The organism is Amycolatopsis nigrescens CSC17Ta-90 (genome assembly GCF_000384315.1).
Classification (GTDB): Bacteria; Actinomycetota; Actinomycetes; order Mycobacteriales; family Pseudonocardiaceae; genus Amycolatopsis; species Amycolatopsis nigrescens.
In genome coordinates this window covers 1,984,136-2,004,537 of sequence record NZ_ARVW01000001.1, presented here as the reverse complement: position 1 = coordinate 2,004,537, position 20,402 = coordinate 1,984,136, and the positions used below count along the sequence as shown (strand labels likewise).

Sequence of the window (20,402 nt, the reverse complement as noted above, 5' to 3'; positions counted from 1 at the left end):
GGTGTGCGGTCGCACCCTGAGGGAAGTCACCACCGAGACTTCCCGAGGAGCGGCATGCGCACCGAGGACCCGCTGCTTCAACCGTTCACGATCAAACATCTCACCCTGCGCAACCGCGTGGTCAGCACGTCGCACGAGCCCGCGTTCGCCGAGGACGGCCTGCCGAAGGACCGCTACCGGCTGTACCACCTGGAGAAGGCGCGGGGCGGGGTCGGGCTGACGATGATCGGCGGTTCGGCGGTGGTCTCCCCGGACAGCCCGCCGTCGTTCGGCAACCTGCTGCTCTACCGCGACGACGTGGTGCGCTGGCTGCGCCGGCTCGCCGACGACGTGCACGCCGAGGGTGCCGCCGTGATGTGCCAGGTCACCCACCTCGGCCGCCGCACCAGCAACTACTCCGGGGACTGGCTGCCGGTGCTGTCCGCGTCGCCGCTGCGCGAACCCGCGCACCGCGCCTTCCCCAAGGCCGCCGAGCACTGGGATCTGGACCGGATCGTGCGGGACTACGCGGACGCGGCCGCCCGCTGCCGGGCCGGTCACCTCGACGGCATCGAAATCCAGTCGTACGGCCATTTCCTGGACAGCTTCCTGTCCCCGACGACCAACCGGCGCCACGACGAGTTCGGCGGCAGCCTGGAGAACCGGATGGCGTTCCCGCGCCGGGTGATCCGGGCGATCCGGGCCGCGGTGGGACCGGAGTTCGTCGTGGGCATCCGGATGATGATGGACGAGGACCGTCCCGGCGGGCTCGGCCTCGACGAGGCGCTGATCGCGGCTCGGTGCTACCTCGACGACGGCATCGACTTCGTCAGCACGATCCGGGGATCGATCGAGAGCGACGCGACACTGGCGAAGGCGATCCCGTCGATGGGGACACCGGCGGCGCCGTTCCTGGAGTTCACCGCGGAGGTCAAGCGCCGGCTGGACGTGCCGGTGATGCACGCCGCTCGCATCGCCGACGTCGCCACCGCCCGGCACGCCGTCCGCGAGGGCCTGCTCGACCTGGTGGGCATGACCCGCGCCCAGATCGCCGACCCGCACCTGGTCGCCAAGGTCGCCGCCGGCGCGGAGGACCGGATCAGGCCCTGCGTCGGGGCGAGTTACTGCCTGGACGCGATCTACGACTCCGGCGACGCCAAATGCGTGCACAACCCCGCCACCGGCCGGGAGCGGTGGCTGCCGCACACCGTCGGGCGGGCGGCCGAGCGGAAGAAGGCGGTCGTGGTCGGCGGCGGCCCGGCCGGTCTTGAGGCGGCCCGCGTGCTCGGCGAACGAGGCCACGAGGTCGTCCTGTTCGAAGCCGGTGACGTACCCGGCGGGCAGGTGCGCATCGCCGCCTCGAACCCGCGTCGCCGCGATCTGCTCGGCATCGTCGACTGGCGGGTCAGCGAATGCCGCCGGCATGGGGTGGACCTGCGGTGCGGGGTGCTCGCCGAGCCCGAGGACGTCCTCGCCGAGGAGCCCGCCGTGGTCGTCATCGCCACCGGCGGCCTGCCCAACCCGACCTTCCTGGCCGACGGGGCGGACCTGGTGGCCGACACCTGGGACGTGCTCACCGGCGCGGTGCGGCCGAGGGGACCGGTGCTGGTCTACGACGACAACGGGGCCTACCCGGCCATGGACGCGGTGGAGGTGCTCGCCCGCCGCGGGGTGGCGGTCGAGTACGTGACCCCGGAGCGGACGGTCGCTCCGGACGTCGGCAGCATGAACTCCCCGGCCTATCTGAAAGTCCTCGCCGAACACGGGGTCGGCCTCACGCTGGCGTACCGGCTGCGGTCGGTGCGCCGGGCCGCCGACGGCTCCCTGATCGCGGTCCTGCGCAGCGAGTACGCCGACGCGGAGATCGAGCGGAGCGTCGCCGAGGTGGTCGTCGAGCACGGGACGCTGCCCAACGAGGATCTCTACCACGGCCTGGTTCCCGGCTCGGCCAACCTCGGCGAGGTCGACCACGGCGCACTGCTGGCGCTCCGGCCGCAGGACGTCATCCGCGATCCCGCCGGGCGCTACCGGCTGTTCCGCATCGGCGATGCCGTGACCAGCCGCAACATCCACGCCGCCACGCTCGACGCGCTGCGGCTGTGCCTGCCGATCTGATCAGGGAAGGGACGCGGAAATGACCACCTTCGTTACCACTTCGGACCTCGACGACCTGGTCGCCAGGCGGGTTCCCGGCCGCAGCCTGGACGCGCCGTTCTACACCAGCCGGGAAGTCTTCGACCGCGATATCGACGCGATCTGGGCCCGGCACTGGATTTTCGTTGCCACCGAAGGGGAACTGCCCGAACCGGGGGACTACGTCACCGCGGCGATCGGACCGTACTCGATCATCGTGGTGCGCGACGACGACGGGAACCTCGCGGCGATGCACAACGTGTGCCGCCACCGCGGTGCCCGCATCCTGCAGGAACCGCGCGGTTCGGTCGGCAACATCGTCTGCGGGTACCACAAATGGACCTACCGGACCGACGGCAGCCTGCTGCACGCCCCGGCCCAGGACGGTGGCTTCGACCCGGCCTGCTTCGGTCTCAAGTCCGTGCACGTGCGCGGGGTCGGCGGGCTCGTCTTCGTCTGCCTCGCCGAGCAGCCACCGGCCGATCTCGTCGAGGTCGCCGCCCGGATCGAGCCGTACCTGCTCCCGCACCGGCTGCGCGAGGCCAAGGTGGCCGCGCAGGTCGATCTCGTCGAGGACGCCAACTGGAAGCTGACGATGGAGAACAACCGCGAGTGCTACCACTGCGACGGCCATCCCGAGCTGGTGCGCTCGTTCTTCCCGACCTACGGCTACACCGAGGGGAACCTCCCGCCGTCGCTGCGCCCGGCCTACCAGCGGTACCTGCTGGCGGACGCGGACATGCGGGCCACCTACGAGCGGCTCGGCCTGCCGTACCGGACCGTCGAGGAGTTGGACACCCGGCCGACCGGGTTCCGGATCGAACGTGAGGCGCTCGACCTCGCCGGCGAATCCTTCACCCCGGACGGCAAGGCCGCGTGCCGTCGCCTGCTCGCCGACCTGCCGACCGCGCGCCTCGGGCACCTTTCCCTGCACCTGCAACCCAACTCGTGGTTCCACGTGCTCAGCGATCACGCGGTCACCTTCGCCGTGTTCCCGGTCGCCGCGGGCCGGACGCTGCTGCGCACGACCTGGCTCGTGCACCCGGACGCGGAGGAGGGCGTGGACTACGACCTCGGTGCGCTGACCAAGGTCTGGACGGCCACGAACGAGCAGGACGCGGACCTCGTCGCCCGCGCGCAGCGCGGTGTCGCCAGCCCGGCCTACGCGCCGGGCCCGTACGCCCCGACCGAGTACCAGGTCGAGGCGTTCTGCAACTGGTACCTCACTCGTCTCCGGGAGCACCTGCACCGATGAACCGATCCTGGGCCGACCGGCTGGAATGGGAAGGCGGCGTCCTGGTCTGCAAGCAGATCCAGGACATCACCGCCGACGTGAAGACGTTCGTGCTCGAACCCGTCGAGCCGCGGGGGTTCGGCCACGACCCGGGGCAGCACCTCACGATCACGGTCGACATCGACGGGCGCGAGGTCGACCGCTGCTACACGATCTCGTCCCCGCCGTCGCGCCCGCAGGTCGCCGCGATCACGGTGAAACGGGTACCGGACGGAGTCGTCTCGAACTGGCTGCACGATCACCTGGCGCCAGGACACGCACTGCGCGCCCGCGGCCCGCTCGGCACGTTCTCGATGGCAAGGCACCCGGCCGCGAAGTACCTCTTCCTCTCCGGCGGCAGCGGTATCACGCCGCTGATGTCGATGACCAGGACGTTGCACGATCTGGCGCATCCGGCCGACCTGGTCTTCGTGCACAGCGCCCGCACGCCAGAGGACATCATCTTCCGGCGGGAGCTCGAGTGCATCGCGGCGACCTCCCGGCACATCCGGGTGGTGCACGTCTGCGAGCGCGACGGGCCGCCGGGCGAGCGGTGGGGCGGCTACCGCGGTCGCCTGACCCAGGACGTGCTGCGCCAGATCGCTCCCGACTTCCTCCAGCGCGAGGTCTTCACCTGCGGACCGCCCGGCTATATGAGCGCCGTGCGTTCGATGCTCACCGAGGCCGGCCTCCCGGCGGAGCGCTACCACCAGGAAAGCTTCACCTTCGACGTCCCGGCGGGGGTGGAGTCCACTGTGGACACTGTGGACACTGGGGACGCACGGGAAACGTTCTCCGTCGAGTTCGCCCGCACCGGGCAGGCCATCGAATGCGGCACCGACACCCCGATCCTGGAGGCCGCGTCGGCGGCCGGCCTCACCCTTCCCTCGTCCTGCGGTCAGGGAATGTGCGGCACCTGCAAGACGACCCTGCTCAAGGGATCGGTCGACCTGCGCCACAACGGCGGCATCCGCCCCCGCGAAATCGCGGCCGACAAGATCCTGCTCTGCTGCGCCAGGCCGCTGGAGAACCTCGTCATCGACAGCTGACCGGGTCCCAGGTGACCGGGAGCTGCCACACTCCGTAGACGAGCGCGGTGTCGCGCAGGGGTATGTCGGCGGCGGGCGCCGCGAGGCGCAGCGTCGGGAAGCGGTCGAACAGTGCGCGGTAGGCGATGCGCATCTCGACCCTGGCGAGCTGTTGTCCAAGGCACTGGTGCACGCCGTGCCCGAAAGCCAGGTGTCGCCTCGCCTCGGTGTGGTCCAGGCGCAGCGCGTCAGGATCCGGGAACTGCCCGGGGTCGCGGTTCACCTCCGGCAGCCCCAGCACCACGGTCTCACCCTTGCGAACGAGCTGACCGGCGATCTCGACGTCCTCCAGTGCGGCCCGGTTGGGGCCGCCGAGGTGCACGATGGTCAGGTAGCGCAGCAGTTCCTCGACCGCGGTCTCGGTGAGGGCGGCGTCGGCACGGAAGGCACGGAAGGCGGCGAGCTGCTCGGGATGCCGCAGCAGGGCGTAGGTGCCCAGCGCGAGCATGTTGGCGGTGGTCTCGTGCCCGCCGATCAGCAGGAGCAGGCTGATGTTGGTCAGTTCATCGTCGGTCAGGTCGCCGGCGGCGATCAGGTCGCTCAGCAGATCGTCGCCGGGGTTGGTGCGCTTGTGCCGGACCAGGTCGGCCAGGTAGCCGGACAGGTTGCCCAGTGCGGTCATGGCTTGCGCCGCGGTGTTCTCCATGTCGACGGCCACGGTGGTCTCCGCTTCGAAGAAGGCGTGGTCTTCGTACGGGACACCGAGCAACTCGCAGATCACCAGCGAGGGAATCGGGAGAGCGAAGGCGGTCACGAGGTCGACCGGCGGCCCGGCCTCGACCATCGCGTCCAGTTGCTCCGCGGTGATTTCGGCGATCCGCGGTTCGAGAACCGTCATCCGGCGGACGGTGAACTGGCCGGTGAGCAGCCGCCGGTACCGGGTGTGCTCGGGGCGGTCCATGCTGGCGAACCAGCCGGGCGCGGGTGACTGGTCGTAGCCGCCGGGGCGGACGTTGGGCCGGGGCAGCGGCGAGTGCCGCAACTCCGGCCGGACGCTGAAACGGGGATCGGACAGCACGGTGCGCGCGGCGTCGTAGCCGGTCACCAGCCAGCCGACATGCCCGTCGGGGAAGGCCAGCCGGGTGAGCGGCCCGCCATCGCGGTGCCGTGTCAGCTCCGGGGGCGGGTCGAACGGGCAGGCAGGGTCACGCCGGGTGGGCAGGGGTACCGGGGCGTCGAGCTCACGACTGGTCATTGACACTCCACTCTGATTTGTTAGTCGGCTAAATTATGATAGCGCACTATCACTTGGTGTTGCGATAAAGTTCGTGGATGGGCAGCGGTGGACTACGCGAACGCAAGAAGGCCAGGACCAGAGAGGCGATCCTGCGCGAAGCGTTCCGGCTCTTCCGGGAACGCGGCTACACCGCGACCACCGTCGAGCAGATCGCCGAGGCCGCCGAGATCTCGCATGCGACCTTCTTCCGCTACTTCCCGGCGAAGGAGGACCTGATCAGCCTCGACCGCTTCCCGCCGCTCGTCGAAGCGCTGGTGGTCCAGCCCGCGGGCACCCCGGTCGCCGTTCTGCGCGGCGCGTTCCGCACAGCGTTCGCCAGCCTGTCCGAGGAGGAGATCGCCGCGGGGCACGCGCGGGAGGTGTTCGCTGCCACCGTTCCCGAGCTGGTCGCGGCCAACATCCGCAAGAGCCCCGCGCTCATCCGGGAGATCAGCGAGAACCTGGCGCACCGGACCGGACGCGCCGTGGACGACCCCGAGATACGGAACATCCTCGGCGCGGTCTTCGGCGTCGTGGCCATGGCCTGGCTGCGCTGGGCACAGGACCCGGAACTAGACGGGCCCGCCGAAATCGACAAGGCACTGGCGCACCTCGAGTCCGGGCTGAGCCTGCCCACGGCCACGACGGACGGGTGATCAGCCAGGGGCCGTGATCGCCTGCGTGACGGCGGTGATCGCCGGCGACGGCAATGGATGTACCCGCGCTCGGCGAACGTCGGCATGATCCGGCTGATCGAATCGGACGCCCTCGACCTCGAAGCCGAGCGCGTCCGAAGGTTCGGCCTCGACGAGGTCGGTAACGCGGTCGCCTACGCCGCCGCGCACAGCGGACCGTTCGACCGGACCATCCTCACGCCGGCGCTGCGGCCCTAGCCGGGTGGGACGGGGGAGAGGCGGTGCCCGGCGAGTTCGACGTCATGGGCCTGGGCTTCGAGTGCGGCGGCGACGCGTTCGGTATCGCCGATGCCGTAGCGCACGCGGATGGCCATCGCCCGCAGCCCGCGGACGAATTCATGATCGCTTTCCTGCGGTAGCCGCCGCACCAAATCCATTTCCGGGTCCCCTGTGGTGGTTCTTTTCCTGTCCCCACGGCTGATCGCGGCACACCCGGCGCGCGTTACGGCGCCGACACGATCGGGTGTCGCAGTGTCTATTATGGACAGACGTCGGGGTCGCGGGTGGCCGAGTCGGGCAGCTGGACGGGGCCGAGCCGGGGCCGCTGCTGGTGACTTCGAGGACGGCGGCAGCGGGGGTGCGGAAGGTCACGCGGACATCGGGCCCTCGACCAGATCCGGGGCGCGCACGGCGAAGGCCGGCTCCTCGACACGGCACCGTCTCCATCGGATACGGCAGCGCGTTCGGGCAGTCCAGGAGGTGTTCGAGCAGGCGACCGGGGTAGCGGCCGCCTAGACGCCGGTCAAGCCTGCCGGACGTAGACCTGGAGCATGCCGTTCTCGCTGGCCTCCTTGAAACCGAACCCGCATTTCTCCAGCAGCCGACGGCCCTCGTCCTCGGGGAACGTGCGGAACTGGCAGCGCTGGTGGGCCAGGACGTCGCCGTCCCGGATCACGTAGTAGTCCTTGACCAGCAGGTCGTCCGTGACGGCGCGGACCTGCTGGTCGTAGGTCAGCCCGCCGGGCAGTTCGCGCTGGAAGGTGCGGTGCGATTGCTGGACGGCCAGCAGGAACAGGCTGCCCGGTGCCAGCGCGCGGTGCAGGTTGGTGAGTGCGGTGACGTTGTCGCGATCGTCCACGAGGTGACTGGCGAGCGTGAGCCCGTCCCCGTCTTCGAGGTGGCACCAGACCCCGCCGACGGAAAAGGCGGCCTCGAAGGCCGCGGAGATCGTCATCCGCAGGATGTCCTGCCGGACCAGGTTCACCCGGTGTCCCAGCCGCTCCCGCGCCTGCGCGAGCATGCTCTCGGTGTGGTCGATACCGGTGATCCGCAGTTCGGGGGCGGATTCGAGCAGTCGCTGGCAGACCAGCCCGGTGCCCACACCCAGTTCCAGCACCCGGCGGCGTTCGCCGAGTGACGCGATGAGTGCCCGTACGTAGTCGTCGTAGTCGTAGTAGCCCGAGGTCATGATCAGGTCGTAGTACCGGGACAGCCCGGCATAGGAGTTGACCACCAAGGAACCCTCTTTCCCGGTCGAAGCGTCGGCACGAGTTGCGTTATCGGCCGGCGCCCGCCAGGTCCGTACCGCCGGATGGCGGGAACGGCGGCGCTATGACGGCGGTGCGGGGGCGGTTTCGCGCATGGGTTCCGGCGGGCAGGTGGGTGCACCGGCGGCGCGCTGCGCCCGCCAGTCGAGCAGCGGTCCGGCGAGGGTTTCCCGGGGAAGGTGCTGCAGCGCCAGTATCGCGTCGCCGATGGCGAGCGTTTGCCGGTGCGCCCGGTCGAAGTCGACTGCCTTGGCGCCGAAGCTGGGCGCCCACAGCGACCACGGGCCGGAGATGGTCGCCAGCGTCGGGATCAGGCGGCTGTTGAAGGTGCCGCCGATGCCACCGAAAGAGCAGAACCTGGGCACCCGGCCGGGGTCGGGGGTGTCTAGGCCGCGCATGACCATGGTGTTGTCCAGTCCGTGCGCGCGAGTCCGGTCGATGGCGGTCCGGACCAGCGAATCGGCCGGGGTGGCGAAAAGGTAGGTCGGCTCGCCTTCGCCGGAGAAAACGAGTTTCCGGCCGGCACCGTTCTCGCGCGGCACGGGGACGATCTCGCGGGCGCCGAGGTGCTCGATGGTGGTGGCGAAGGCGACCGTGCCCTGGTCGTAGTCCTTGTCGAGCTGCTCGGCGTAGCGGATGGTGCCTTCGCGGGAGATGTGCAGGTGCGCGGTGGCGAAGACGAATTCGACGGTGCGGGGACGGCAGGCGAGTGGCAGGCCGGCGAAGTACCTGGCCAGTGCGACCATGGCGGTGACGCCGTTCTCCTGCACCCAGGTGTTGCCGTCGGTGTTGGCGTTGATGACCATGCGCTCGCTGCTCCGGCCGGGCAGGGTCGCGATCAGGTTGCGGGTCTCGGCCTTGTCGATCGTCGCGTCCACCCTGACCCGCGCGGTCGCGCCCCGCTCGGCCGAGGCCGTCAGCCGCTCGCGCTCGTCGACGCCGACGAACACGGCGGGCACCCGGTAGTGGGTGCCGCGGTGCGGCTCGAAGTAGCCGCGGACCTGATGGCGCGGCACGTCGAACGCGACCACGACGCCGGCGGCGCGGGCGAGCCCGGCGTCGACCAGGATCTGGTCCAGGACGCGGTCGGCGAAGGCCGCGGTGTCGACCTTGGTGCCGGCGCGGTCCGCCAGGTCGGGCGTCGCGTAGTAGGACTTCGAGGCGAAGGTGTCGAACGGGATCGAGGACGTCGGGAAGTCGACCAGCACGACCTTTCCCGCGGCGTTCGCCTCGGTGATCGGCTCCCCGGCCGCGATCCTGACGAGCTGACCCGCCGTCCCGCGCCCGGAAGTCGGCGCCGAATACGGCACGGCACCCGCGACCGGGATGGTGCGGTCCGAAACGCTCAGTCCTCCCGCGCGGGCGAGGTCCTGATCCCGTCCGGTCGCGCCGCGAGGAGTGGGCCGCCAGCGCAGGATGTCGTACCGGTCGGAGCGGACGTCCATCCCGGGCAGGGCCCGCATCCGATCCTCGAGGAAGTCGACGGTGCGCCGATGGGCCGGGCTCGCGGTGGTCCGCGACCCGAAGCCGGTGATGGTGCGCATCATCGACTCCATGCCGCCGGCGCTGGTGAACGCCGCGGGATCGATCGAGGCTGCGCATTCGCCTGTGCCGCCGTCAGCTGCCCGGCTCGCGCCCCCGGTCAGCGGAAGGACGGACGACACGACCAGTGCGATCAGGCCGGTGCGCAACGGGCTTCGGACATGCCTGGCCATGTTTCTCCTAGGGCACTACGACGTCGAGAAAGCGTCTCGAGTGTCGACGCCCAGCGCGACGAGCGCCACCCCGGATCCCTAGGTGGTGTAGGTGGCCTTCGCCGGTGTGGTGATGGTGCGGTCGGTGTAGGTCCAGCCGGGTTGGTCTTTGAGTTTGTGGTGGCGTTTGCAGTAGCCGCGGAGGTTGGTTTTGTCGGTCGGTCCGCCGTGTGCCCAGTCGGTGGTGTGGTCGAGGTCGGCTAGTTGGGCTGGTCGGTGGCAGCCGGGGTGGCAGCATTCGCGGTCGCGGATGCGGATAAAGCGGTCGAGGGCTGCGGGTGGCCGGTAGCTGCTGCGGCCGACATCCACGGGGAGACCAGTAACGGGGTCGGTCACTACGCGGCGCCAGGTGGAGCCGGGGTTGTAGGCGATTTCCTTGGCGAGCCAGGCGGGGATGGGTCCGGAGCCGGTGAGTTCGGCGTAGTTGTCGTTCAAACCGGCCAGGGTGGTGAGGTCGACGTAGAGGTACACGTCGGCCTTCGGGTTGCGGGGTGTGCCGCGTTCGCGGAGACATCGATCCGCGAGCACATCGGCCCGAAGTTGGTCCAGTGTGCGGGGTTCGCCGGCGACCTTCAGCGCATGGGCTTCACGATCGGTGCGGGCGTAGATCGCGGTGCCGACTTCGACGGGTAGATCGACGATGAGGGTGGTCATGCCTTCGCCTTGGTGGACCAGTTCGACTTTGCGGTCGAGTCGGCGGCGTCGGGTGCGGGCGGCGTATCCGTTCGGGTCGATTCGGGCGACCACTCGGTTCACGGCCCTCCGCAGGCTGGAGGGGTTTTTGCCCGCCAGCCGATCGCTCATCACTGTGTCGACTTCACGGGCCTTCTCGTCGGAGAGCACAGTGGTGGCGTCGAAGATCTTGGATGCCTTGTACCCGTCGATGACCCCGGATTCCATGGCCTGCAACGTTTTCGGCAGCCGCGTCACCAACGCGTCGGCCAGCGCGATCTGCTTACCGGCCATGTTCTCCGTGACCGCCAGCCCCAGCGCCAACTCCGCTGGCACCCCTCTAGTTCTTTCTTCCACCTCATTCAACCGCGCCACCAGCCGAAGCTGCTCCGCCTCCAACTTGCATTTCTGCTCCTGAATAACCTGAATGTCCTTCAACAACTCACAAGCCTTGTCTCTGTTCATGCCCCGAATTCTATCGGCGACCCCCGACAAAACCGGGGACTCGAGTACGTTCCGTGGGGAAGGCGGGCCCGAAACCCAACCCCGAACAACCGACAAAAGCTAGGCAATCCCGATGCCGGACAGCTCCAACGCGATGGCGCGTCGCGCATCGGGAACGGCGAGCAGTCCGATGACGATCTCCCGCACGGCCGAGGCATCGGGATCGGGCACGCCGAGCACCGCCTGCGCCCGGGTGCTGAGCAGTACGCGGGCGGCGACCGGGTGACGCTCGTCGTGGTAGCTGTCGAGCAGCCCGTCGGGCGCGTGCCCGCGGACCTGTGCGGCCAGCTTCCAGCCGAGGTTCACCGCGTCCTGCAGGCCCAGGTTCAGTCCCTGACCGCCGACCGGGAGGTGGACGTGCGCGGCGTCGCCGGCGAACAGCACGCGGCCGTGGCGGTAACGCTCCAGCTGCCGTGCCGCGTCGCCGAACCGCGAGGCCCAGAGCACCTCGCCCACCTCGATCTCCGGTCCGTGCGCGGCGGTCAGCGCTCGTTGCAGCTCGCCGGCCGTGACGGGTGCATCGCGGCCGAGCCGCTGCTGCTCTTCGCCGAAAACCACTGTGCGGTAACGCTTATCGGAGAGCGGCAGCAGGAATCCCGGCGCGGGTGACGGCAGTTGCCAGTCGTCGGCGAGCCCGGCGGGCTTCCTGGCCAGCGTGAGGTCGGCGACGACCAGCGACACCCGCGCCGAAGTGCCGGGGAACGCGGCGCCCAGCAGCGTCCGGACCGTGCTGTGCCCGCCGTCGGCCGCGACCAGCCAGCCCGCCCGGTGGTCGCGCCTACCGGCGGTGACGGTGACCCCTTCGTCGTTCTGCGTGACGGCGGTGACGGCGGCACCGCGCAGCACCGGTGTGCGCAGTCGCGCCTCGATCGCCGCCGCGACGTGCGCCTGCTCGACGCCGAGCTGGTACGGGAAGCGTGTCGGCAGGTCGGTGTAGTCGATCGGGATACCGGAGAAGTGCCCGGCCGGCAGCCGCGCCCGCACGTGCGGCTCGATCGCGGTGAGCAGGCCGCGGTCCGCCAGCACCTCGATTGATCGCGGCTGCAGGCCGAGTGCCTTGGACTGCGTGGCCGGGCGGGTGTCGCGTTCCAGCACCAGCACGTCGAGTCCGGCGCGCTCCAGCTCGAACGCGGCCAGCAGGCCGGTCGGCCCGCCGCCCGCCACCAGGACGTCAGGCATCGAGGTTTTCCTTGCGCAGGTACCAAACGTGCCACGCGACCAGGCAGGCCAGCGCGCCGAGTGAAACCACGGTGGTGACCACGGAGATGAGGTCGATCGGCAGCGTGTAGACGAGCACCACGTGCACCACCGCGTTGGCCAGCAGCACGGCGCCCCAGACGGCCGTGTCGATGCGCAGCCCGCGCCGGAACCGGACGTCGGTGTCCCAGCGGGCCGCCCATGCGGCGGCACCCTCGGCACCGCGCTTGACCTCGGCGATGGTGCGGCCCAACGTCAGCTGGGCCGGCCTGCCGATGACGACCGTGACCAGCATCCACGCGCCGACCAGGCCGCCCAGCGCGGCGACCCAGCCCTCCCTGATGGCGAGGGTGCGCGGGTCGTCCGACAGCAGGCCGAGCACGACGGACAGCACCAGGATGCTCAAGGTGACCAGTGCGACGAGGTCGACCCGGCGGTTGCGCACGATCGTCCACAGCACGTACGGCGCGGCCACCAGGACACCGGCCATCAGTGCCCACCACTGGCTCACGCCCGCGGCGCGCAAGGTGTAGAACAGCGCCATCGGCACGACCAACTCGAACACCACGTTCAGCACGTTGGCGCGGATCACGCGGCGCAGGCCGGCGTCGGGCACCGGTTTCTGGTCGATCATCATCTGGATTCCCCCTCAGAATCTTGCGGGACACCCGCACCCGATCGATGGGGACATGCGCAAAAAGCCTCGCATGCCCCCATCTCAGGATCGGGCGCGGTGGCCCGGACGAACAGTTCGGCGAGCTCGTGGCCGAGGCGGGCGAGCTCGGTGGGTCCGGCTGGTTCGGGCGCGGCGGCCGCGGTGGCGACGACGGCGTCGAGACCACTGGCGAAGGCGATCGCCACGGTCCGCGGGTCGAACGGGCGGAAGGCGCCCGCCGCCTGCCCGGTGCGGAAGTGCTCCTCGAACACCGCGAGCCGTTCGTTGACGGCGGTGCTCTGCGAGCCGGCGTTCTTGACCAGGTCGATCAGCGCCCGGATGGCGGCGCGGTGCTCGCTGACGAGCGCCACATTCGACTCGACGTAGGCGCGCAGCTGGCCGACGTGGCCGTCGGCGGCGTCGATGCGCGGTTGCATGAACGCCCCGGTGACCCGCTCGATCTCGGCGACGCAGGCCGCGAGCAGGTCGTCCTTGCCCGCGAAGTGGTAGCTGATCATGCCGGTGCTGGACAGTCCCGCGTGCTTCGCGATCCGGCTGAACGACGCCTTGGCGTAGCCGACCTCGGCGATCACCTCGATCGCCGCCGTCACGATCTGGGCCCGCCGGCCCGACTCGGTGAACGTTTTTGCTCGCATGAGCAAAAATTAGCTCACTCAAGCAAATCGCGCAAGGCGGGGTCTGCTGGGAACCGTTTCGGGTTCGCCGGTGTAGAGAAGGTGTGGAGAGCGAGGGAGGGCGATCGGTGCGCAGTACGGAAGGGGAGGACGGTGAGCTGGCCGTTCGGGCGCGCGAGGGTGACCTGCGCGCGTACGAGCAACTGGTCCGACGGCATCTCGGGCAGGCGCGTCGGACCGCAGCCGTGCTGGCCGGCCCGGCCGAGGCGGACGACATTGTGCAGGAGGCGCTGACGAAGGCCTACCTGTCGCTGGACCGCTTCGACGGGGGCAGGGCGTTCAAGCCCTGGCTGCTGCGCATCGTGACCAACGAGGCGCTCAACACACTGCGGTCGGCCCGGCGTCGGGCCGGGCCGGCCGTGCGTCCGGGGGTGTCCTCCTCGGCGGAAGCGGTCCGTTCCGCCGAGGAGGACGTACTCGCCGGCGAACGGTATGCCGCGCTGCGGACCGCGCTCGTCCGGCTGCCGGAGCGGCATCGGCAGGTCGTGGTCTGCCGGTATCTGCTCGAGCTGTCCGAAGCCGAGACTGCGGACGTGCTCGGACTGTCCACGGGCACGGTGAAGAGCCGCCTGTCCCGTGCCTTGGCGAAGCTGCGCGATTCCGGTGGCATCTGGTCGCTGCCCGCTGTCGGCGTACCAGGAGTGGACGAGGTCTCGCGCGAACAGGCTGGTCTGCTCCAAACCGGCGCGCCGGGTCGAGACACGCTGCCCGTGATCAGCAGGTCGCAGGTGCTGCTGGCCTTGTCTTCGGCGGCGGTGCTGGTCACCGTGCTGACCGCCGTGTTGATCATCCGTCCCGAGTCGCCGGCTGTTCCGCCGCCGGTGCCCGTTTCCGGGGCGACGGCCGGCACCGGTACTCCACCGGCGCCACCACCCGCACCGCCGCCTCCGGCGCCACCACCCGCACCGCCGGCTCTGGCACCCATAACCCCCACCGCGCCCACCAGCCCGCCGATCCGGCCGGCCCCCACTCCTCCGCCACCGCCGGATGCGCCGGGCGCACGGTTGGCCGACTCTTGAAATGCAACGGGGGCGAGGAATGCTCCTCGCCCCCGTTGTCGTCCCGGAGTGTTCAGGTGACCTGTTCTCCGGAGCGCCGGCGCTGGACGTGGTGCGCGATGGCCACGGCAACGCCGGTCGCGACGAAGAGCGCGGTGGCGACGGGGCTCAGGTACTTCGACAGGCTCGGCGCGCTGCTCGACCCGGCCAGCCAGAGCCCCAGCGGGATGGCGTAGGCCGCGGTGAGGGCGGCGGTCCACCAGCGAACCGCGCGCAAGCGGGGATCGCGCAAAGTGCCGATCAGCACCACGGCGACCGGAATGCCGGCGATCAGGGCGAACTGGCCGAGCACGAAGACCGGGACGGCCCAGGCCGCGATCAGCACGGGCAGCGAAGTGCGGTTGGCGGTGCGGTCGCGTCGCGGAGTGGTGGTCGTGGTGGTGGTCATTGTTTTCTCCTCCGGATCGGATTGTCGGCTCAGCGGTGGCAGGAACGGGCTTCGGCGGCGGTCTTGAGTTCGGCCAGCCAGGCGTCCAGACCCGGGGCGAGGTACTTGATGGAGGTGGCCGGGTCGGCCTCGATCTGGTCGCCGGTCCAGCTCTCCTCGGTGCGCACGATGACCCCGCCCCTGACCTTGGTGAAGTTCCAGACGTGCACGCCCTCGTCGATGCGCAGGCCCTCGCCGATCGCGGGCCCGGTCCAGCGGATGCACTGGTTCTGCTTGACCTGCCCGACGGTCGAGGTGATGACCAGGGTGGTCTCCGGGGTGGTGGGGGTGGGCGGCGCCGGGGTGGTCCACCGGAACTGCGAACCCTTCCGCAGCGGGCCCGGATCCAGCCGCTTCATGCTGGTGACGGGCGTCTGCCAGGAGGGCCAGGCTTCCACGTCGGTGTGCAGCTTCCAGATGGTGCTCAGCGGCGCCTTGATGAAGGTCTCGGTCTGGTGGTGCAGCTTGGCGGTTGGGTCGATGCCCTTGCCCCGGCAGGTCAGCGAGTCCGGCGTGCGGCCGGACGTGCCGCCATGGTCGGCGGCCTGGGCCGGTGCGGCGGCGCCAAGGATCCCGGCGGCCAGCGGGATCGTCAGCAGGGCGGCACGCAACCGGGCGCGGCGGCGCGGGGATCGTGCGCTGGGGGTCTGCGAGTTCGGCTCGACCATGACTCTATCTCCTGGGTGTTAGTAGTCTTCACTGTAGTTAGAACCTATAACGCAGCTGATCTGGACGTCAATAGCGAAAGTGAGAAGTTCTAACTAGACTTCGCCGCTATCACGATGATCAGGAGGGAGTGACTGATGACGGACCCAGCTGGGCAGAGCCCGCGGGAGCGCTACCGGGCCCAAGTGCGCGCGGAGATCAAGCAACACGCGTGGGAGCAGATCGCCACGGCGGGGGTGTCCGCGCTGTCGCTCAATGCGATCGCCAAGCAGGTGGGCATGACCGGCCCGGCGCTGTACCGGTACTTCGCCAACCGCGACGAGCTGATCACCGCGCTGATCCGCGACGCCTACCGAAGCCTCGCCGACACCGTCCGTGCGGCGTTCGACGGCGGCGCCGATCTGGTCGGGCTGGCCCGCGTCTTCCAGGAATGGGCTAAGCGCGATCCGCACCGGTACTTCCTCATCTACGGCACCCCCGTCCCCGGCTACCACGCACCCGAAGACATCACCGCGATCTCGTCCGAGGTGATGACGGTGCTGCTGGACGCCTGCGGTGCGCTACCCGCGGACAAGCCGGCCACCCCGTTCGACGCGCACCTGGAAGACCACCGCGAGTGGGCCGGCGACCACCCGGCCTCGACCACGACCCTGCATCACGCCCTGTCCTTCTGGACTCGCCTGCACGGCGTGCTTTCGCTCGAACTCGCCGGCCACTTCACCGGCATGAAGTTCGACCCCGCCCTGCTGATCACCGACGAACTGGACGCACTGCGGAAGCAGTGACCACAGTGGACGGTCGAGTGCTCAGCGGGCCTGGCGGCGCCAGATCGAAGGGCTGGCGCCGCGGGCGCGTTTGAACGCCACGCTGAACGCGAACGCATCCGTGTAGCCGACTTCGGCCGCCACCGCCGCGACCGTCTTCTCGGTGTCCCGCAACAGATCCGCCGCCAGCGTCATCCGCCAGGCGGTCAGGTAGGTGAGCGGGGGCTCGCCGACCAGCGCGGTGAACCTGGCGGCGAACGCGGCACGGGACGAACCTGCCTTGGCGGCCAGTTCGGCGACCGTCCACCGGTGCGCGGGATCGGTGTGCAGCAGGCGCAGCGCTTCGCCGACGGCCGGATCGCCCAGCGCCCGGTACCAGGCTGGCAGTGTCGCCGACTCGGCGCACCAGGCCCGCAAAGCCAGCACCAGCACCAGATCCAGCAACCGGTTGAGCACGGCGTCCTGGCCGGGTTCGTCGCGGGACACCTCGGTGGCGAGCAGGTCCAGCGCCGCCCCGGTCCGCGGCCCGGCCGGCACCACGGCCAGCGGCGGCAGCAGGGCGAGCAACCGATCGCTGACATCGCCGTGCAGTTCGTAGGCGGCCCGTAGCATGATCGTCGCCCCTGGCAGGCCGTCGCCGTAGGTGCGCGGCGCCAGATTTCCGTGGCCCTCGGTCGGTTTCCCGTCGGGGAGGTACTTCCGGCCGCCGCGGATCGTGACGTGGCGCGGGGTACCGGGATCGTCGGCGATCGTGTACTGGCCGGTCCCGGCGACCAGTGCGCTGTCCCCGGCAGCGAGGCGCACCGGCGCAGTCTCGGAGTCTTCGAGCCGGATCGACGCGTGGCCGTCGAGCACGGCCACGACGGTGAGCGCGGGAGCGTCGGCGTAGGTGACCGACCACGGCGGCCGCTGAATCAGCTGCCGGACCAGTGCGGTACTGGCCCGGGCCCGGTGCAGCAGATCGGTCAGCACGTCCATGCCCGCCACGGTAGACGTTCACAAAGCAATTCTCGACGATCACCCATGGATCGTCTTGCCCCGCCGGGGTTTGCTCAGGGCATGACCAACACGCCGCAGTCCATCGCAGTGTTCGGAGCCGGTCCCGGCGTCGGCCGGGCGGTCGCCCGCCGGTACGGGAAAGCGGGATACGACGTCGTCCTGGTCGGTCGCCGCCGGGAACCGCTGGAGCAGTTCGCCGGAGAACTGGCCGCGGAGGGCGTGCGCGCGCACGTGGTGCCGGCCGACCTGACCGAAACCGGCCTGGTGCCCGCACTCGCCGAGCGGATTCGCGAGAAGGCCGGTGACCCCACCGCTATCTACTACGGCCCCGCGCCCGCGGACCCGGGGTTCGTCAGCGCCGCCGACCTGCGCCCGGAGCAACTGCACGAGCTGATGCCGATGACCCTGTACACCCTGGTCTCGCTGGTCGGGGAGTTCCTGCCGGCCATGATCGAGCGCGGTGACGGCGCGATCCTCAGCGCGCAGGGAGCCGCCGCCGTGCACGGCCGCTCGCGGATGAGTGGTTGGTCGCCGGCGCTGGCCGCCCAGCGCAACTACCTCCAGTCCCTCGCGGCCGAGGTGGCCGGCCACGGCGTGCACGTCGGCCTGCTGTTCATCGGCGCACGCATCATCGGAACCGCCGCCGACGCGACTTTCCAGGCGGCACTGGCCGCCGGGCAGCCGATGCCCGACCTGCCCACCGCCGACCCGGCCGAGTTGGCCGAACTGCTCTGGACCATGCACGCCGAGCGGGAACCGCGGGAGCGGATCGTCCCGGAAAGCCTGCGAGCAGAACTCAGCTAGCACGCTCCGGGTACTTTGCGTATCCGCTACAGCCAGTCTTGTTCGCGCGCATATCGCGCGGCCTGGTGCCGGGTCCGGGTCTGGGTCTTCTGCATCGCGTTCGAGAGGTAGTTGCGCACGGTGCCCTCGGCGAGGTGGAGCTGGACGGCGATGTCGGCGACCGAGAACCCTTCGCGAGTCGCCCGCAGCACGTCGATCTCGCGGTCGGTGAGCGGGCAGTCGTCGACGACGGCGAGCGCGGAGACGTCCGGGTCGATCCATCGCTTGCCCTCGTGTAGGGTCCTGATCACGGACGTGATGTGGGCAGGTTCCGCCGACTTGCTGACGAAGCCCTGCACGCCGAGCTTCAGCGCCTTGCGGAGCACCCCGGGCCTGGCGTGCCGGGTCAGCATGAGGATCACCTGGTCCGGCAGCGTGCGGCGGATCTCCGCGACAGCACCGAGTCCGTCCACACCGGGCATCTCCAGATCGATGACGAGCACGTCGGGCCGGTGCTGCAACGTGGCCTGTACGGCGGCCTCGCCGTCTTCCGCTTCGGCGAGCACGGTGATCTCCCCTTCGAGCGGGAGCAGCGCCGCCAGCGCTTTGCGGAGCAGGGCCTCGTCGTCGGCGAGCACCACGGTCGTCATCGGTCTTCCTTCCCGTGCTTCACAGTGCCGTGCCGGGGCGAACGTGCGGAAATGCCGCGGCGGTCAGGAAACGGCCCGCTTTCTGCTCCACCGTCAGCTCGCCTCCGTTGTCCGCCAGTCGTTGCCTGAGCGTAGAGAGCCCGCTGAGCTCGGGCAGCGGAGCCTCCTGCGCGCCGTCGTTGACGATGGCGATGCCGGACTCCGAGAGCGTGATCCGCACCTGCCCGGCCTCCGCGTGCCGCAGGATGTTGGTCGTCGTCTCGCGCAGGACCTGGCCGAGCAGCTCGCCCGCGTGCCCGTCGACCTCGGCCTCGCGGTCGACGCGCACGCGGATGCCCGCGGCCTCGAAGAGGTTCTTCGCGTTCTCCAGTTCCGCGGACAGGTTGAGCCGCCGCTGCGCGTGCGCGAGCTCCTTGGTCTGGGTGATGGTGTCGCCGACCAGCGCGCGCACCTCCCGCAGTTCCTCCTGCACCCGCTCGAGGTCGCTGTGCACCAGCTTCTCGGCCAGCGTGACCTTCAGCTTCACCACGTGCAGCGTGTGCCCCTGGATATCGTGCAGGTCGCTGGCGAAGCGCATGCGTTCCCGGATGACGGCCAGCTCCGCTTCGCGTTCCCGCGACTGCTCCAGCTCCGTGACGAGGTCGTAGAACCGCTGTCCGGCGAACATGAAGGCGATCGTCACCACGGCGACGCCCGCGGGGATGAGGACGTACCCGGTCAGGACGTCGGGCACGTTCGCCGGTGACACCAGCAGCTTCGCCGCGCCTACCGCCGCCACGAAAGCGGTCAGCCCCAGTGACGCCGCACCCCGGTGGCGCGGCAGGGTGGGGATGATGATGGGACCCACGATGGTGATGCCGTAGAACGCCGTGTGGCTGTCGGTGACCAGCACCCCGAGCGGCCACACCGCCGCGGCGACGATCAGGCAGGGAAGCGCCACCCGGTTCAGCCGGCCCGTCGCCCACGCGGTGGAGGCGACCAGCGCCGCCACCACACCCAGGCTCAGGACCACCGCGTGCCACCACGTCTTGGCATCGATCACCACCAGCAGCGCCCCGACGGCGGCCAGCGGCGGGACCGTCGTGACGAGGTTGAGCCGGTGCAGCCGTGCCTGCGCCGCCGGCCGGGACGGCTTCACCGGTCGGCACCCGGCCGCTGGGTGACCAGCCCGAGCAGCGCGCTCGCCACGGTGAGGGCGGCGGCCGTCCACATCAGCCACTGGTTGCTCTCGAGCCAGGAGTCCATGCCGTCAGGGTAAAGGCCGACGCCGAGGTGGTGGAGCAGGAACGCCACGCAGACCAGGAGAAACACGGCCAGGTTGACCGTCAGCACGACGCGCAGGGTTCTGGTGTGCACAGGCGGCGCTCCGGGATCGGCAGCAGGGTCGCCCCAGTATTTCGTCGGGCCCGGCGGCGCCACCAGTGACACTGCGTCATGTCCGCACCCCCAAGAACGTCACGCCGAAGCGGTCGCTGCTGAGGCGGGCCGCCAGCTGCGGGACCACCACGAGGGGCGTGGCTACCGGGGCTGGGCGTGGGCTGGCGGGGTGAGGGGGTTGGGGTCGGGTACGGCTGGCGGGTGACCTGTGGCGTCGCCGAGTTGGCCAGTCCGGTCGGCGAGTTTGCCGTTGGCGTCGACTCCCGCCCACAGACGATGTCGACCGCGAGGGGAGTGGCTACTCACGTCCGACGCGGGCTGGTGGGGTGA

The 20,402-nt window shown here is 70.1% G+C and carries 22 protein-coding genes; 8 read left to right on the top strand and 14 right to left on the bottom strand.

Features of this window, described 5'->3' with window-relative positions:
* Nucleotides 1–54: 54 nt before the first annotated feature.
* From AMYNI_RS0109100 to AMYNI_RS0109090, 3 genes are read left to right on the top strand one after another with little or no spacing between them, the layout of a single operon-like run.
* A complete protein-coding gene (locus AMYNI_RS0109100) occupies nt 55–2,094 on the top strand; it encodes an NADH:flavin oxidoreductase (protein WP_020667695.1) in 2,040 nt (679 codons plus the stop codon).
* 19 nt (nt 2,095–2,113) lie between these two features.
* A complete protein-coding gene (locus AMYNI_RS0109095; RefSeq protein ID WP_020667694.1) occupies nt 2,114–3,367 on the top strand; it encodes an aromatic ring-hydroxylating oxygenase subunit alpha in 1,254 nt (417 codons plus the stop codon).
* Nucleotides 3,364–4,434 carry an FAD-binding oxidoreductase gene (locus AMYNI_RS0109090; RefSeq protein WP_020667693.1) on the top strand — a complete coding sequence of 357 codons (1,071 nt, stop codon included), beginning with the start codon at nt 3,364–3,366 and terminating at the stop codon, nt 4,432–4,434. The genes AMYNI_RS0109095 and AMYNI_RS0109090 overlap by 4 nt, the downstream gene beginning before the upstream one ends.
* On the opposite strand, the gene AMYNI_RS0109085 is transcribed toward AMYNI_RS0109090, so the two are convergent.
* Nucleotides 4,421–5,668, bottom strand: coding sequence for a cytochrome P450 (locus AMYNI_RS0109085; protein ID WP_020667692.1), 1,248 nt, complete (start codon nt 5,666–5,668; stop codon nt 4,421–4,423). The genes AMYNI_RS0109090 and AMYNI_RS0109085 overlap by 14 nt on opposite strands.
* A 77-nt stretch (nt 5,669–5,745) precedes the next feature.
* Between AMYNI_RS0109085 and AMYNI_RS0109080 the strand changes: the two genes are divergently transcribed.
* Both AMYNI_RS0109080 and AMYNI_RS0109075 read left to right on the top strand, forming a co-directional pair.
* Nucleotides 5,746–6,345 (top strand): TetR family transcriptional regulator, encoded by a 600-nt coding sequence (locus AMYNI_RS0109080; protein WP_020667691.1) that lies wholly within the window; start codon nt 5,746–5,748, stop codon nt 6,343–6,345.
* Between the two features lie 57 nt (nt 6,346–6,402).
* Nucleotides 6,403–6,582, top strand: coding sequence for a hypothetical protein (locus AMYNI_RS0109075; protein ID WP_020667690.1), 180 nt, complete (start codon nt 6,403–6,405; stop codon nt 6,580–6,582).
* Here the strand turns inward: AMYNI_RS0109075 and AMYNI_RS48935 are convergent.
* From AMYNI_RS48935 to AMYNI_RS44155, 7 genes are all read right to left on the bottom strand, one after another.
* The gene (locus tag AMYNI_RS48935) at nt 6,579–6,761 is read right to left on the bottom strand and encodes a hypothetical protein (RefSeq protein ID WP_157357310.1); all 183 of its coding nucleotides are present in this window, start codon (nt 6,759–6,761) and stop codon (nt 6,579–6,581) included. The two genes, AMYNI_RS0109075 and AMYNI_RS48935, sit on opposite strands and share 4 nt — an antisense overlap.
* Nucleotides 6,762–7,126: 365 nt before the next feature.
* Nucleotides 7,127–7,837: a class I SAM-dependent methyltransferase gene (locus AMYNI_RS0109065; RefSeq protein WP_051116478.1), complete on the bottom strand. Its 711-nt coding sequence runs from the start codon at nt 7,835–7,837 to the stop codon at nt 7,127–7,129.
* A gap of 96 nt (nt 7,838–7,933) precedes the next feature.
* Entirely contained in the window at nt 7,934–9,586 is a 1,653-nt protein-coding gene (locus AMYNI_RS44165; RefSeq protein ID WP_157357309.1) for a hypothetical protein, read from the bottom strand.
* A gap of 78 nt (nt 9,587–9,664) precedes the next feature.
* On the bottom strand, nt 9,665–10,762 hold the full coding sequence (locus AMYNI_RS0109055; protein WP_084628653.1) for an HNH endonuclease: 1,098 nt from the start codon (nt 10,760–10,762) through the stop codon (nt 9,665–9,667).
* Between the two features lie 99 nt (nt 10,763–10,861).
* Nucleotides 10,862–11,980 (bottom strand): FAD-dependent oxidoreductase, encoded by a 1,119-nt coding sequence (locus tag AMYNI_RS44160; RefSeq protein ID WP_020667685.1) that lies wholly within the window; start codon nt 11,978–11,980, stop codon nt 10,862–10,864.
* Nucleotides 11,973–12,635 (bottom strand): VC0807 family protein, encoded by a 663-nt coding sequence (locus AMYNI_RS0109045; protein ID WP_020667684.1) that lies wholly within the window; start codon nt 12,633–12,635, stop codon nt 11,973–11,975. The genes AMYNI_RS44160 and AMYNI_RS0109045 overlap by 8 nt, the downstream gene beginning before the upstream one ends.
* A complete protein-coding gene (locus AMYNI_RS44155; RefSeq protein WP_020667683.1) occupies nt 12,632–13,309 on the bottom strand; it encodes a TetR/AcrR family transcriptional regulator in 678 nt (225 codons plus the stop codon). Before AMYNI_RS44155 ends, AMYNI_RS0109045 begins: the two co-directional genes overlap by 4 nt.
* Nucleotides 13,310–13,416: 107 nt before the next feature.
* Here AMYNI_RS44155 and AMYNI_RS49760 point away from each other — a divergent pair, with 107 nt between their 5' ends.
* The gene (locus tag AMYNI_RS49760; protein ID WP_020667682.1) at nt 13,417–14,367 is read left to right on the top strand and encodes an RNA polymerase sigma factor; all 951 of its coding nucleotides are present in this window, start codon (nt 13,417–13,419) and stop codon (nt 14,365–14,367) included.
* A 52-nt stretch (nt 14,368–14,419) separates the two neighbouring features.
* Here AMYNI_RS49760 and AMYNI_RS0109030 read toward each other — a convergent pair whose 3' ends face one another.
* Both AMYNI_RS0109030 and AMYNI_RS0109025 read right to left on the bottom strand, forming a co-directional pair.
* Nucleotides 14,420–14,794: a hypothetical protein gene (locus tag AMYNI_RS0109030; RefSeq protein WP_020667681.1), complete on the bottom strand. Its 375-nt coding sequence runs from the start codon at nt 14,792–14,794 to the stop codon at nt 14,420–14,422.
* Between the two features lie 29 nt (nt 14,795–14,823).
* A complete protein-coding gene (locus AMYNI_RS0109025) occupies nt 14,824–15,501 on the bottom strand; it encodes an SRPBCC family protein (protein ID WP_020667680.1) in 678 nt (225 codons plus the stop codon).
* 135 nt (nt 15,502–15,636) lie between these two features.
* Here AMYNI_RS0109025 and AMYNI_RS0109020 point away from each other — a divergent pair, with 135 nt between their 5' ends.
* Nucleotides 15,637–16,284 carry a TetR/AcrR family transcriptional regulator gene (locus AMYNI_RS0109020; protein ID WP_026360221.1) on the top strand — a complete coding sequence of 216 codons (648 nt, stop codon included), beginning with the start codon at nt 15,637–15,639 and terminating at the stop codon, nt 16,282–16,284.
* A gap of 21 nt (nt 16,285–16,305) precedes the next feature.
* On the opposite strand, the gene AMYNI_RS0109015 is transcribed toward AMYNI_RS0109020, so the two are convergent.
* The gene (locus AMYNI_RS0109015) at nt 16,306–17,241 is read right to left on the bottom strand and encodes an AraC family transcriptional regulator (RefSeq protein ID WP_020667678.1); all 936 of its coding nucleotides are present in this window, start codon (nt 17,239–17,241) and stop codon (nt 16,306–16,308) included.
* A gap of 81 nt (nt 17,242–17,322) precedes the next feature.
* On the opposite strand from AMYNI_RS0109015, the gene AMYNI_RS0109010 reads away from it, so the two are divergent.
* Nucleotides 17,323–18,066, top strand: coding sequence for an SDR family NAD(P)-dependent oxidoreductase (locus AMYNI_RS0109010; RefSeq protein ID WP_020667677.1), 744 nt, complete (start codon nt 17,323–17,325; stop codon nt 18,064–18,066).
* A gap of 26 nt (nt 18,067–18,092) precedes the next feature.
* On the opposite strand, the gene AMYNI_RS0109005 is transcribed toward AMYNI_RS0109010, so the two are convergent.
* Genes AMYNI_RS0109005 through AMYNI_RS0108995 form a run of 3 tightly spaced genes read right to left on the bottom strand, consistent with a single transcriptional unit; the run spans nt 18,093 to nt 20,051 of the window.
* Complete coding sequence (locus AMYNI_RS0109005) at nt 18,093–18,695, bottom strand: response regulator transcription factor (RefSeq protein WP_020667676.1); 603 nt, start codon at nt 18,693–18,695, stop codon at nt 18,093–18,095.
* Nucleotides 18,696–18,714: 19 nt separating this feature from the next.
* Nucleotides 18,715–19,833 carry a sensor histidine kinase gene (locus AMYNI_RS0109000; RefSeq protein WP_020667675.1) on the bottom strand — a complete coding sequence of 373 codons (1,119 nt, stop codon included), beginning with the start codon at nt 19,831–19,833 and terminating at the stop codon, nt 18,715–18,717.
* On the bottom strand, nt 19,830–20,051 hold the full coding sequence (locus tag AMYNI_RS0108995; protein ID WP_020667674.1) for a hypothetical protein: 222 nt from the start codon (nt 20,049–20,051) through the stop codon (nt 19,830–19,832). The genes AMYNI_RS0109000 and AMYNI_RS0108995 overlap by 4 nt, the downstream gene beginning before the upstream one ends.
* Nucleotides 20,052–20,402: the final 351 nt, after the last annotated feature.